Here is a 12,492-nt window from a genome sequence, read left to right as displayed (position 1 = left end):
CGGTTGGTCGCCGATCGCCCAAATCCGTTTCGCCGGGGCCCGCACAGGGCAGCACGGAGCCCGCCTCAGGCGTCTGTGACCGCCCCTTCCGTGCACTCGCACCACACCGGTACGACTATTCCGCTCCTCCGCGAAGCGGGCCTTTCGCCGCCCTAGGCTCGACGCGCGCTGCGTGATCTTGACGCCCCGCCGAGCGCAGCCGCCCCCCGAGCCCCAGGAGTGCGATGCCCGACAGCCAGCCGCAGCAGCCCCACTCCTCCGGTGCCTCCGGTTCCGGCCCCGCGGACGACTCCGGGGCCCTGCTGCTCTGTGGCGCCCGGCTGACCGACGGCCGGACCGTGGACGTCCGGCTCGGCGGCGGCCGCATCGAGGCGGTCGGCACGGCCGGCAGCCTGTCCACGCACGCCGCGCGCGTGGACCTCGCCGGCTACCTGCTGCTGCCCGCCGCCGCGGAACCGCACGCCCACGGCGACACGGTGCTGTCGGCGGACACGGCAGGTCCGGTCTGCTACGACGTCCCGGACGTGCAGCGCAGGGCCACCGAGGCCGCGCTGCTGCAGCTCGGGCACGGCGCCACGGCGCTGCGCTCGCACGTGCGGATCGGGGACGTCCAGGGCCTCGGTCCGATGGAGGCGGTGCTGCAGGCGCGGCGCTCGCTGCGGGGTCTGGTCGACCTGACGGCCGTCGCCGTCCCCCGGCTGCTGACCGGCGTCGCGGGCGCCGACGGGCTCGCGATGCTGCGGGACGCGGTGAAGATGGGCGCCTCCGTCGTGGGCGGCTGTCCCGATCTCGACCCGGATCCGACGGGGTACGCCGAGGCGGTCCTGGAGCTCGCCGCGGAGCACGGCTGTCCCGTCGACCTGCATACGGACGGTGACGATCCGGCGCGGCTCGGGCGGCTCGCGGCGATGGCGGGCGGGCTGCGGGCGGGCGTGACGATCGGGCCGTGCGGCGGCCTCGGTCGGCTGCCGTCGGACGTGGCGGCGCGCACCGCGGAACAGCTCGCGGCGGCCGGGGTGACGGTGGTGTGCCTGCCGCAGGGCGGGTGCGGGAGCGCGGAGCGGGGCGGGGCGGCGCCCGTGCGGCTGCTGCGGGCGGCCGGTGTGCGGGTCGCGGCGGGCAGCGGGGCCATGCGGGACGTGTCGAACCCGGTGGGGCGCGGGGATCCGCTGGAGGCCGCGTTCCTGCTGGCCTCGCGGTGCGGGCTGCGTCCGCAGGACGCCTACGACGCGGTGAGCGGGGCGGCGCGGGCGGCCATGGGGCTGCCGGAGGTCCGGGTGGAGGCGGGCTTCCCCGCCGAGCTGCTGGCCGTGCGCGGCGACCGCCTCGCGGGCGCGCTGTCGCTCGCGTACAGCCGGATCGTGGTGCATCGGGGGCGGGTCGTGGCGCGGACCAGTGCGGTGCGCGAGTACTGCGACTCCGCCGCCGCGGTGGCACTGGACCTGCCGCGGCAGGGACGCGCCGCCGGTTCCACGGGGTCGCAGGGGTCGACTCCCGGACGCCCGAAGGGCGACGAGCCGCCCGCGTGAGCCGGCGGACGGGCCGCTGCCCCGCGCGCGGCGGCGGCCGGCGGTGCTGGGACACCGCGGGCGGCAGGGCACGTGACCGGGTCCTCCCGGGGGGCCTCGTGGGGGCGTTGCGGGACGGCCGCCACGCGTGCGTGCGTTCGGTGGTTCACCGGTCCCTCACGCGTGCGTTGAGCGTCGGCGTCCGCGCTGTCGTACGGTCGGGAGTATGCGCATTGTCATCGCTGGAGGTCATGGTCAGATCGCGCTGCGGCTGGAGCGTCTGCTCGCCGCGCGCGGTGACGAAGTCGCCGGACTGATCCGCAATGCGGGGCAGGAGGCGGATCTGCGCGAGGCCGGTGCCGAACCGGTGCTGTGCGACCTGGAGTCGGCGTCCGTCGACGAGGTCGCCGAGCACCTGCGCGGCGCCGACGCGGCCGTCTTCGCGGCGGGCGCGGGGCCGGGCAGCGACGCGGACCGCAAGAACACCGTGGACCGGGGCGCGGCGGTGCTCTTCGCGGACGCGGCGGAGCGGGCCGGTGTGCGGCGCTACATCGTCGTGTCGTCGATGGGCGCCGATCCGGCCCACCAGGGCGACGAGATCTTCGACGCCTATCTGCGGGCCAAGGGCGAGGCCGACGCGGCCGTACGCGCGCGTGCGGGCCTGGACTGGACGATCCTGCGCCCCGGGATGCTGACGGACGACGCGGGCACCGGTCTGGTCCGCCTGGAGGCGTCCACGGGCCGCGGCCCCGTCCCCCGGGACGACGTCGCCGCGGTGCTCGCGGAGCTCCTGGAGACGCCCGCGACGGCCGGTCTGACGCTGGAGCTGGTCGGCGGTTCGGTGCCGGTGTCGGTGGCGGCCAAGTCGGTCGCCGGGAACTGACGGCCCCGGCGCCGCTCAGAACAGCGGCAGCTGCCCCGGGCAGTCCGGGACCACATAGCCGTCCAGCGCGGGCTGCGCGGCGCCCAGTTGGGCCTGTCTGCGGGAGCCGGGGCAGGAGATCAGCTCGCCGGTGCCGCGCGGCCCGGGCGGGTCGTGGCGGGCGAACCTGCCGCCCACGACGGCGATCTCACGGCGGCACTCGGGGCAGTTCCTGCGACGGGACGACATGTGATCAGTGTGCCCAGGACGGCCGCGTGAGGCGCGCTGCCGGGGCTGCTCGGCGGGTGGGGCGGCCCGGCGCGGGGTGGCGGCGCAGGCGCGGATTCAGGCCACTCCCCCGCGGCTGCGGGGGCGACGTGCGGCGCTCCTCCGGAAAAGGCGCAGAATGCACGGCAAAGGGCCCGTGACCTGGATTTCTCTCAGGTCACGGGCCCTTTGTTCCCGTGTGGCGGCGCCAGGATTCGAACCTGGGAAGGCTGAGCCGGCAGATTTACAGTCTGCTCCCTTTGGCCGCTCGGGCACACCGCCGGGGTTGCTGCCTGGCCCCGCTTTCGCGGTGCTCCGTGGCAACGACGTAAACGATACCTGATGCACGGGGGTGCTTCGCCACCCGATTGATCGGCACCCCGCGCGGGGGCGGTGGCTAGGCTTTGCGGACGCAGCCGGCGTCCGTCGGCCGTTTATCCGCTGAGTACGCACACCCCGATACAAGGAGCCACAGGACATGGCCGACTCCAGTTTCGACATCGTCTCGAAGGTCGAGCGGCAGGAGGTCGACAACGCCCTCAACCAGGCCGCCAAGGAGATCTCGCAGCGTTACGACTTCAAGGGCACGGGTGCCTCGATCGGGTGGTCCGGCGAGAAGATCCTGATGGAGGCGAGCGGCGAGGAGCGGGTCAAGGCGATCCTCGATGTCTTCCAGTCCAAGCTGGTCAAGCGCGGCATCTCGCTGAAGGCGCTGGACGCGGGCGAGCCGCAGCTGTCCGGCAAGGAGTACAAGATCTTCGCCTCCATCGAGGAGGGCATCTCCCAGGAGAACGCCAAGAAGGTCGCCAAGATCATCCGCGATGAGGGCCCCAAGGGCGTCAAGGCGCAGGTCCAGGGTGACGAGCTGCGGGTCAGCTCGAAGAGCCGGGACGACCTGCAGACCGTGCAGGCGCTGCTCAAGGGGCAGGACTTCGACTTCGCGCTGCAGTTCGTGAACTACCGGTAGGTCACGCGCGGCGGCACTTCTCCGTCGTACGACGGCCAAGGGCGGGCACCCCGGACGGGTGCCCGCCCTTGCTGTCGGCCACGGCGCGGGGGGGACGGCGGTGACGGTGCCTCAGCGTCGTGAGTGGCCGAAGAGGATGCGGTAGGCGACGAGCAGGACCAGGGAGCCGCCGATGGCCGCGGCCCAGGTGGCGCCGTCGTAGAACTGGTTGGTGATCGGGCGGTCGAGGTAGCGGGCGGAGATCCAGCCGCCGATGAAGGCGCCGGCGATGCCGATGGCGGTCGTGCCGAGGAAGCCGCCCGGGTCGCGGCCGGGCAGCAGCAGTTTGGCGATGGCTCCGGCCAACAGCCCCAGAACGATCCAGCTGACGATGCCCATGCGGTGACCTGACCCTTCTCGCGCGGTGAGCTTGATGCGCTGTTGCCCTGAAGGACGTCGCCGCACACCGGCACGGTTGCGGAGATCTCCCCGGTGCGGCGCACGCCACAGGCGGTGCGGAGCACGCCACAGGCGGTGCGGCACACGCCACAGCGGTCGTCACGGTGCTCGGCGGCTCACGCGGGCAGGCGGGCGTCCCGCCAGGAGGGCAGGTCCACGTCGTCGTTGTCCTCCTCGTACCACCCCGTGCCGTCGAGCCAGGTGGTGAGCCAGGTCGTGAGGCTCGGGGCGTCGACGAACCAGGCGTTGCGCGCGTCGCCGCCGTTGGGCTCGTAGAGGAGCACCTGGGCGTCGTCCGTGCGGCAGTCCACGCACGCGTACATCGCGCAGCCCCAGTGGGATATCGGCAGCACGCCCTCGGGCCAGCCCTCGTCGGCGGCGCGCAGCGCGAGGTACTTCTCGACGACGGCCGGCTCGCCTCCGGAGGACTTTCCTTCGAGCAGGGACAACAGGCCGTACTCCGGGCCGAATCCGCCGTCTCCCACGCGGGTGTAGAGCGCGGCGAGCAGCGGCGGCAGGGCGAAGCCGAGGGAGGCCTCCGCGCGGGCCAGGGTGTCCGCGTCCGCCGGGGCGGGCAGAGCATCCCAGCCCCAGGGGCGGATGGCGCGCGCCTCGTCGGCGACACGGGCCAGCAACTGCTCGGTGTGCGTCATGAGTTCATCGTGGACCACGGCACTGACAATCGGCGGCGCGGCCGCACTGCGGCCGGACCCCCGCGCCCGGATCCGTCGGACAGGCCCTAGTAACGCGCGGCGAACGGCTGGTCCGTGCGGACGATCTCGCGGCCCAGGGGCAGCAGGGAGACCGGGATCAGCTTGAAGTTGGCGATGCCCAGGGGGATGCCGATGATCGTGACGCAGAGCAGGAAGCCGGTGACGATGTGGCCGATGGCGAGCCACCAGCCCGCGAGGACCAGCCACAGGACGTTGCCCAGGCAGGAGGGGGCGCCCGCGTCGCGGCGCTCGACCGTCGTGTAGCCGAAGGGCCACAGGGCATAGCGGCCGATGCGGAAGCTGGCCAGGCCGAACGGGATGCCGATGATCGTGATGCAGAGCAGGGCGCCCGCCAGCAGGTAGCCCAGGAACATCCAGAAGCCGCAGAGGACCAGCCATATGACGTTGAGGATTGTCTTCACTGGTGACGACCTGCCATCTGTTCGAGTCGGGCGATGCGCTCCGCCATCGGCGGGTGCGTGGAGAACATCTTGGACATGCCCTGCCCCGGACGGAAGGGGTTAGCGATCATCATGTGACTCGCCGTCTCGAGACGGGGCTCGGGCGGGAGCGGCAACTGCTTGGTCCCTGCGTCGAGTTTACGCAGGGCGCTCGCCAGGGCCAGGGGGTCGCCGGTGAGCTGGGCGCCGGACGCGTCCGCCTCGTACTCCCTGGAGCGGCTGATCGCGAGCTGGATGACGGAGGCCGCCAGCGGCCCGAGCAGCATGATCAGGAGCATCCCGAAGATGCCCGGTCCTTCGTTGTCGTTCGACCGGCCGACCGGGATCAGCCAGGCGAAGTTGACCAGGAACATGATCACGGAGGCGAGCGCGCCCGCGACCGAGGAGATCAGGATGTCCCGGTTGTAGACGTGGCTGAGCTCGTGCCCGATGACGCCGCGCAGCTCGCGCTCGTCGAGGATCCGCAGGATGCCGTCGGTGCAGCACACCGCGGCGTTGCGGGGATTGCGGCCGGTCGCGAACGCGTTCGGCGCCTCGGTGGGCGAGATGTACAGGCGGGGCATGGGCTGGCGGGCCTGGGTGGAGAGCTCGCGGACCATGCGGTAGAGATCGGGGGCCTCGAATTCGCTCACCGGGCGGGCGCGCATGGCGCGCAGGGCGAGCTTGTCGCTGTTCCAGTACGCGTACGCATTGGTGCCGATCGCCACGAAAAGCGCGACGACCAGGCCTGTACGCCCGAAGAAACTGCCGATGACAAGGATGAGCGCGGACAGTCCCCCGAGGAGTACGGCAGTCTTCAACCCGTTGTGCCGGCGGTGCACGGTACGCCCTCCTGGTGGTGCGTGGGGGAACCCTCTGCTGACTGGTGCTTCCACTGTTCAGTGGACCCTCCCGTACTGGTCAACGCCAGGCGGGGAGCACTAGTTCCCTTGTGCACGCAGGAGCGGTGTAGGCCGCGCGGGTGACGGGCCCGGCCGCGGCCGGGGCGGACGGCGCGCGGCGGGGTCCGCGGGTCAGAACAGGCCGGTGTCGGAGAACCGCAGGATGAGCTGGGGGGCTCCGGAGAGCGCGACGCCGAGGACCGCCGTCAGGGCGATGGCCGCGGTGAGCGGGGCCGGGACGCGGTGCTTGACCGGCTCGCCCTCGGGGGCGCGGAAGAGGAGCGCGGTCCACTGGAGGTAGTAGAAGAGCGCGATCACCACGTTCACGGCCATCAGGACGGCGAGCCAGCCGAGCCCCGCGTCGACCGCGGCCGAGAAGACCGTGACCTTGGCGAAGAGGCCGATGATGCCGGGCGGCAGACCGGCCAGGCAGAGCAGGAAGAAGCCGAGGACCAGGGCGGCCAGCGGGCTGCGTGCGTACAGGCCGCGGTAGTCGCTGACGCGGTTCAGGCGCCGGGTGCGGCCGACGAGGGCGGCCACGGCGAAGGCGCCGAGGTTCACGGCCGCGTACATCAGGGCGTAGGCGACGGTGGCGCCGATCGCCTTCTGGGCCTCGGCGGTGTCGTCGGCGTATCCGGCGGCGGCGATCGGCACCAGGAGGTAGCCGGCCTGGCCGACCGAGGACCAGGCGAGGAGGCGGACCGCGCTGTACGCGCGCGTGGCCCGCTGGCGCAGGGCCGCCACGTTGCCCGCCGTCATGGTGAGCGCCGCGAGGACGGCGAGGGCCGGGCCCCAGACGTCCGCGTAGGACGGGAAGGCGACGACGGTGACCAGGATGAGGCCGGTGAAGCCGACGGCCTTGCCGACGACGGAGAGGTAGGCGGCGACGGGCAGCGGGGCGCCCACGTAGGTGTCGGGCACCCAGAAGTGGAAGGGCACGGCCGCCACCTTGAAGGCGAAGCCGACGAGGGTGAGGGCGACGCCGGTCTGCGCCAGGGTCTGCAGCTGCCCGTCGACGTCCTGGAGCTCGGTGGCGATCTCCGTGAGGTGCAGGGTGCCGGTCGACGCGTAGACGAAGCTGACGCCCATCAGGCTGACCGCGGTCGCGGTGACCGAGGAGAGGAAGAACTTCAGGGCCGCTTCGGAGGAGCGCTTGTCGCCGCGCCGGAGGCCGACGAGGGCGAACGCCGGCAGGGAGGCGACCTCCAGGGCGACGATCAGCGTCGCGAGGTCGCGCGAGGCGGGCAGCAGGGCGGCGCCGGCGGCGGAGGAGAGCAGCAGGAACCAGTACTCCCCCGCGGGCAGTTCGTCGCCGGAGTCCTTGAGGGTGCTCAGCGAGAGCAGGGCGGCGAGCAGGGCGCCGCCGAGGACGAGGAGCTGGATGACCAGGGTGAAGCGGTCGGCGGTGTAGCTGCACGCGTCGGTGCCGCCGCCGGTCAGGCAGAAGGTGGAGCGGTCGTCGTCCAGGAGGGGCAGCAGGGCGAGGGCGGCCGCGGCCAGGCCCGCCACGGAGATCCAGCCGAGGACCGCCTTCTTCCCGTCGCCCACGAAGAGGTCGGCGACGAGCACGACGAGGCCGACGGCCGCGGCGATGGTCGGCGGCGCGATCGCGAGCCAGTCGACGGACTGGACGAGGCTTGCGGCGCTTTCGGCGGCCACGGTCACGACTTGCCTCCTGTGAGGAGCTTCTGCACGGCCGGGTCGGTCAGGCCGAGGAGTGCCGCGGGCCAGAGGCCGGCGAGGACGGTGAGGGCGACGAGCGGGGTCCAAGCGGCGAACTCGTAGCCGTGGACGTCGGCGAGCGCCTGGGGCGCGGGCCCGTCGGGCGCGGCCTTCGGCATCGGGCCCATGCAGACGCGGCGTACGACGATGAGCATGTACGCGGCGGTGAGCAGGGTGCCGAAGGCGGCGATGGCCATGAAGGTGAGGAAGGCGGGGCGGCTCAGGTCGTCGGCGGGGTCGAACGCGCCGAACAGCGCGAGCATCTCGCCCCAGAACCCGGCGAGTCCGGGCAGGCCGAGCGAGGCGACGGCGCCGAAGGCGAGGAGGCCGCCGAGGCGGGGCGCCTTGCCGTAGAGGGCCGCGCCGGACTCCTGTGCGAGGGAGTCGAGGTCGGTGCTGCCCGTGCGGTCCTTCAACGCGCCGACCAGGAAGAACAGCAGGCCGGTGATGAGGCCGTGGGCGATGTTGGCGAACAGCGCGCCGTTCACGCCGGTCGGGCTCATCGTCGCGATGCCGAGCAGGACGAAGCCCATGTGCCCGACGGACGAGTAGGCGATGAGGCGCTTGAGGTCGCCCTTCGCGCCCTGCTTGGCGAGCGCGAGGCAGGCCAGGGATCCGTAGATGATGCCGACGACCGCGAAGGCGGCGAGGTACGGGGCGAACTCCCGCATGCCGTCGGGTGCGACGGGCAGGACGATCCGCACGAATCCGTACGTGCCCATCTTCAGCATCACGCCGGCCAGCAGGACCGAACCGACGGTGGGCGCGGCGGTGTGGGCGTCCGGCAGCCAGCTGTGCAGCGGCCACATCGGCGTCTTGACCGCGAGCCCGATCCCGATCGCCAGAACGGCGATGACCTGCACGGACGTGGTCAGGCCCCGGCCGTTGTCAGTGGCGAGTGCCACCATGTCGAAGGTGTCGGACTTGAGCCCGATCAGGAGGAGGCCGAGCAGCATCACGACGGAGCCGAGCAGCGTGTAGAGGATGAACTTCCAGGCGGCCTGCGTGCGGTGGGCGCCGCCCCAGCGGGCGATGAGGAAGTACATCGGGATGAGCACCATCTCGAACGCCAGGAAGAACAGCAGCAGATCGAGGACGGCGAAGGTCGCGAGGGTGCCGGACTCCAGGAGCAGGATCAGCGCGACGAAGGCCCGGGGGGACGGGCCCGCCGGCATGTTGAAGTAGCTGTACAGCGCGCAGAGGAAGGTCAGCAGCGCGGTCAGGACCAGAAGGGGGAGCGAGATGCCGTCGATGCCGAGGTGGATGCGCACGTCGAGTGCGGGGATCCAGCTGATATCGGTCGTGGCCTGCATCTTTGACGGCTGGTCATGGTCGAAGCCGAGTGCGAGGACGATCGCGGCGAGCAGGATCGCCCCGGTCACGACCACGCCGTGGCGCAGCACCGCCTGGTCGGGCGACTTTCCCTTCAGCCCGGGCGGGGCCGGCAGGAGGGCGGCCACGGCTCCGACGAGCGGGCCGACGACGATCAACGCCAGAAGAAACTGCATCACGGACTCACTGATACCGATCACGGCTGCTCACGCTCCGGCGGTGGCGACGAGGACGGCGGCGACGGCCAGGACGACCGCGCCTGCGAGCAGCGCGCTCAGATAGGTCTGTACGTTGCCGGTCTGCGCGCGGCGGACGGCCGCGCCGAGCCGGCGGGGCACCGCACCGGCACCGCGCACGTATGTCTCGACGACCTCGCGGTCCAGGAAGCGGACGAGGTCCGCCGAAGCCCGGACGGGGCGTACGAACAGCGTGGCGTAGACGGCGTCGAGGTGGAAGCCGACGGCCGCGTGCCGGTGCAGCGGTCCGAGCAGCAGGCGGCCGGGGTCGGCCGGGTCCTGGGCCGAGGCGACGTCTCCGTAGGCGGGCGCGTGGCTGGCGATGGCCTCCGCCTCGACCACACCCCCGTCGGCGTCCGGGTCGGCGGCGACGGCGCCCAGCGGGACCCGGGCGGCGAGCGCGGTGGTGTGCCGCCACGCGCCGTAGGTGACCAGCGCGCCGACGAGCGCCATGCCCGTGCCGAGCACGGAGGTGGTGAGCGTCGGGGTGAGCGCATGGCCGTCGAACCAGTCCGGCAGGGCGCCGACGGTGAGGCCGAAGGCGAGGGAGGGGACGGCGAGCACCCACAGCACGGCCGTCATGGTGACCGGCTGCTTCCCGTGGTCGGGGGCCTCGGTTCCGCTGCCGTGGAAGGCGAGCAGCCACAGGCGCGTCGCGTAGGCGGCGGTGAGGAGGGCGGTGAGCAGACCGGCGACCAGGACGATCCAGCCCGCCGCGGTGGGCGCGGACCCGGCGTGGCCCGTGGCCGTGTGTTCGGCGGCGCCGAGCACGGCCTCCTTGGAGAAGAAGCCGCTGAACGGCGGGATCGCGGCGAGCGCGAGGAGCGCCACGGTCATCGTCCAGTAGGCGTCGGGGATGCGGTCGCGCAAGCCCTTCATGCGGGACATGGCGGCCAGCGAGTTGGTGCCGGCGGCGTGGATGATCACACCCGCCGCGAGGAACAGCAGCGCCTTGAAGGCGCCGTGCGACAGGAGGTGGAAGACGGCGGCACCGCGGTCGCCGACGGCCAGGGCGCCGGTCATGTAGCCGAGCTGGCCGATCGTGGAGTACGCGAGGACGCGCTTGATGTCGTCCTGGGCGAGCGCCGCGAGGGCCGAGCCGGCCATCGTGACGGCGGCCATGACGGCGAGGACGACCAGGGCGGCCGCGGAGGCGGCGAAGACCGGGAGGAGCCGGGCCACGAAGTAGACACCGGCGGCGACCATCGTCGCGGCGTGGATCAGCGCGGAGACCGGCGTGGGGCCGGCCATCGCGTCGGGCAGCCAGGTGTGCAGCGGGAACTGCGCGGACTTGCCGGCCACGCCCGCCAGGAGCAGCAGGGCGATGAGCGTCGGGTGGTCGAGTCCGCCGTCCGCGACCTTCGTGAGGATCGTCGTGATCCGGAAGGAGCCGGTGTCGGCGGCGAGCGCGAACAGGCCGATCAGGAAGGGGACGTCGCCGAGCTTGGTGACCAGGAAGGCCTTCAGGGAGGCGGCGCGCGCCTCGGGGGTCTCCCAGTAGTGGCCGACCAGGAAGTACGAGCAGATGCCCATGATCTCCCAGCCGACCAGGAGCACCATCAGGTCGCCGGAGTAGACGACGAGCAGCATCGCGGAGGTGAAGAGGGAGACGAGCGCGGCGTACGAGGGGTAGCGCGGGTCCTCGCGGAGGTAGCCCGTCGAGTAGATCTGCACGCAGGACGCGACGAGGCCGACCAGGACGGCGACCAGGGCGGCGAAGCCGTCGATGTGCAGGGCCAGCTCGATGGGGACCGAGCCGGTCGGGGTGAGTTCGGTGGCGGCGTCCAGGGACGCCGTGCCGCCGCCGGCGCCGCCGCCCTGACGGACGGCCACGACCACCGCGAGCAGCAGCGCCGTCAGCGTGGGCAGCACCGCGAGCGGGCGGACCAGACCGGGCGCCCGGCGGCCCAGCAGCAGGCCCGCGGCGGCGCCGAGGAACGGCAGGAGGGGGACGAGGACGGCGAGGGTGGTCGTGGTCACGCGCTGGCCTCGGCCTTCTGCGACTGCGCCGACCCGGCCGACTGCCGTGCCTGCTGCGGGTCGGAGTCGGTGTCTGCGGGGTCTTCGGTGTCTGCGGGGTCTTCGGTGTCCGCGGGGCCCTCGGCGGTGTCGCGGAGTTCGTCGACGGCGGAGCTGCCGCGGTTGCGGTAGACCGCCAGGACGATCGCGAGGCCGATGCCGATCTCGGCGGCGGCGATGGCGATGGTGAAGAGCGTCAGGGCCTGGCCCGCGTGGAGGGAGTCGCGGAGCCAGACGTCGAAGGCGACCAGGTTGAGGTTGACCGCGTTGAGCATCAGCTCGACGGACATCAGGACCAGGATCGCGTTGCGCCGGGCGAGGACGCCGTACAGGCCGACGCAGAAGAGGAGGGCGGCGAGCACGGCCGGGTAGGCGAGGTGGAGGTGCATCAGCGGTTCTCCTCCTGGGCCTTGGAATCCTGGGCCTTCGAGTCCTGAGCCTTCGAGTCCTCGGCCTTGGAGTCCTGGGCGGCGGGGTCCTCGGCGGCGGGGGCCTGGGCCGTCGGCCTCGCGGCCGTGGACGGGCTTTCGGCGTCGGCCGGCTTCTTGCGGGACAGGACGATCGCGCCGACGAGGGCGGCGAGAAGGAGGACCGAGAGGGCCTCGAAGGGCAGGACCCAGTGCCGGAAGAGGATCGAGCCGGTCACGTCCGTGGAGCCCTGGGCGGCGCCGTCCAGGTCGATCACCGTGGTGCGGAACGCGTCGACGACGACCCAGACCAGGGCGGCGGCCGCGACGAGGGCCACGGCGAACGCGACCGGCCGGTTGCCCGAGTCGGCGTCCGGGGAGCGGCCGATGGGCGCCCTGGTGAGCATCAGCCCGAACAGGAGGAGGACGACCACGGAACCGACGTAGATGAGGACCTGCACCCAGGCGATGAACTCGGCGGTCAGCAGGAGGTACTCGACGGCGAGCCCGCCGAGCGCGACCACCAGCCACAGCGCGGCGTGCACCAGTTGGCGGGTGGTGACCGTGATGACGGCCGCGCCGAGGGTGACGAGGCCGACGAGCAGGAAGGCGATCTCGACGCCGGTCGGCGAGAGGAAGCTCTCGGTGGCGCCGGTCGCGTTCGCGGTCACGGTCGCGG

General features: G+C 72.6%; 13 protein-coding genes and 1 tRNA gene. 3 read left to right on the top strand and 11 right to left on the bottom strand.

What is annotated here, in order from left to right; all coding sequences use genetic code 11:
- Positions 1-224: 224 nt before the first annotated feature.
- Together ACFYXE_RS00940 and ACFYXE_RS00935 are read left to right on the top strand one after the other, a co-directional pair.
- Positions 225-1,529: an amidohydrolase family protein gene (locus tag ACFYXE_RS00940; RefSeq protein WP_389307734.1), complete on the top strand. Its 1,305-nt coding sequence runs from the start codon at positions 225-227 to the stop codon at positions 1,527-1,529.
- Between the two features lie 205 nt (positions 1,530-1,734).
- Entirely contained in the window at positions 1,735-2,391 is a 657-nt protein-coding gene (locus ACFYXE_RS00935; protein WP_361165025.1) for an SDR family oxidoreductase, read from the top strand.
- A 15-nt stretch (positions 2,392-2,406) separates the two neighbouring features.
- Here the strand turns inward: ACFYXE_RS00935 and ACFYXE_RS00930 are convergent, their stop codons facing one another.
- Together ACFYXE_RS00930 and ACFYXE_RS00925 are read right to left on the bottom strand one after the other, a co-directional pair.
- Positions 2,407-2,619 carry a hypothetical protein gene (locus tag ACFYXE_RS00930; RefSeq protein ID WP_361165028.1) on the bottom strand — a complete coding sequence of 71 codons (213 nt, stop codon included), beginning with the start codon at positions 2,617-2,619 and terminating at the stop codon, positions 2,407-2,409.
- A 218-nt stretch (positions 2,620-2,837) separates the two neighbouring features.
- Positions 2,838-2,919: transfer RNA gene (locus ACFYXE_RS00925), tRNA-Tyr, on the bottom strand.
- A 196-nt stretch (positions 2,920-3,115) separates the two neighbouring features.
- On the opposite strand from ACFYXE_RS00925, the gene ACFYXE_RS00920 reads away from it, so the two are divergent.
- A complete protein-coding gene (locus ACFYXE_RS00920) occupies positions 3,116-3,604 on the top strand; it encodes a YajQ family cyclic di-GMP-binding protein (RefSeq protein ID WP_361165031.1) in 489 nt (162 codons plus the stop codon).
- 111 nt (positions 3,605-3,715) lie between these two features.
- On the opposite strand, the gene ACFYXE_RS00915 is transcribed toward ACFYXE_RS00920, so the two are convergent.
- The 9 genes from ACFYXE_RS00915 to ACFYXE_RS00875 all read right to left on the bottom strand — a co-directional run bounded on the left by ACFYXE_RS00915 (position 3,716) and on the right by ACFYXE_RS00875 (position 12,484).
- Positions 3,716-3,982 carry a GlsB/YeaQ/YmgE family stress response membrane protein gene (locus ACFYXE_RS00915; protein ID WP_389307730.1) on the bottom strand — a complete coding sequence of 89 codons (267 nt, stop codon included), beginning with the start codon at positions 3,980-3,982 and terminating at the stop codon, positions 3,716-3,718.
- Positions 3,983-4,158: 176 nt separating this feature from the next.
- On the bottom strand, positions 4,159-4,695 hold the full coding sequence (locus ACFYXE_RS00910) for an SMI1/KNR4 family protein (RefSeq protein ID WP_361165037.1): 537 nt from the start codon (positions 4,693-4,695) through the stop codon (positions 4,159-4,161).
- Positions 4,696-4,781: 86 nt separating this feature from the next.
- The gene (locus ACFYXE_RS00905) at positions 4,782-5,177 is read right to left on the bottom strand and encodes a YccF domain-containing protein (protein ID WP_306332632.1); all 396 of its coding nucleotides are present in this window, start codon (positions 5,175-5,177) and stop codon (positions 4,782-4,784) included.
- The gene (gene htpX, locus ACFYXE_RS00900; protein WP_389307728.1) at positions 5,174-6,037 is read right to left on the bottom strand and encodes a zinc metalloprotease HtpX; all 864 of its coding nucleotides are present in this window, start codon (positions 6,035-6,037) and stop codon (positions 5,174-5,176) included. The genes ACFYXE_RS00905 and htpX overlap by 4 nt, the downstream gene beginning before the upstream one ends.
- A 192-nt stretch (positions 6,038-6,229) precedes the next feature.
- The gene (locus ACFYXE_RS00895; protein ID WP_361165045.1) at positions 6,230-7,762 is read right to left on the bottom strand and encodes an NADH-quinone oxidoreductase subunit N; all 1,533 of its coding nucleotides are present in this window, start codon (positions 7,760-7,762) and stop codon (positions 6,230-6,232) included.
- Positions 7,759-9,351, bottom strand: coding sequence for an NADH-quinone oxidoreductase subunit M (locus tag ACFYXE_RS00890; protein ID WP_389307725.1), 1,593 nt, complete (start codon positions 9,349-9,351; stop codon positions 7,759-7,761). Before ACFYXE_RS00890 ends, ACFYXE_RS00895 begins: the two co-directional genes overlap by 4 nt.
- 6 nt (positions 9,352-9,357) lie before the next feature.
- Complete coding sequence (locus tag ACFYXE_RS00885) at positions 9,358-11,367, bottom strand: NADH-quinone oxidoreductase subunit L (RefSeq protein WP_389307723.1); 2,010 nt, start codon at positions 11,365-11,367, stop codon at positions 9,358-9,360.
- Entirely contained in the window at positions 11,364-11,795 is a 432-nt protein-coding gene (gene nuoK, locus ACFYXE_RS00880) for an NADH-quinone oxidoreductase subunit NuoK (protein WP_389307721.1), read from the bottom strand. The genes ACFYXE_RS00885 and nuoK overlap by 4 nt, the downstream gene beginning before the upstream one ends.
- Positions 11,795-12,484 carry an NADH-quinone oxidoreductase subunit J gene (locus ACFYXE_RS00875; RefSeq protein ID WP_389309433.1) on the bottom strand — a complete coding sequence of 230 codons (690 nt, stop codon included), beginning with the start codon at positions 12,482-12,484 and terminating at the stop codon, positions 11,795-11,797. The genes nuoK and ACFYXE_RS00875 overlap by 1 nt, the downstream gene beginning before the upstream one ends.
- Positions 12,485-12,492: the final 8 nt, after the last annotated feature.

Origin of the sequence: Streptomyces sp. NPDC002564, from assembly GCF_042889645.1 — a bacterium.
Lineage (GTDB): Bacteria > Actinomycetota > Actinomycetes > Streptomycetales > Streptomycetaceae > Streptomyces.
Note: the sequence above shows the minus strand (reverse complement) of the source record. Positions and strands in the feature narration are given on the sequence as shown.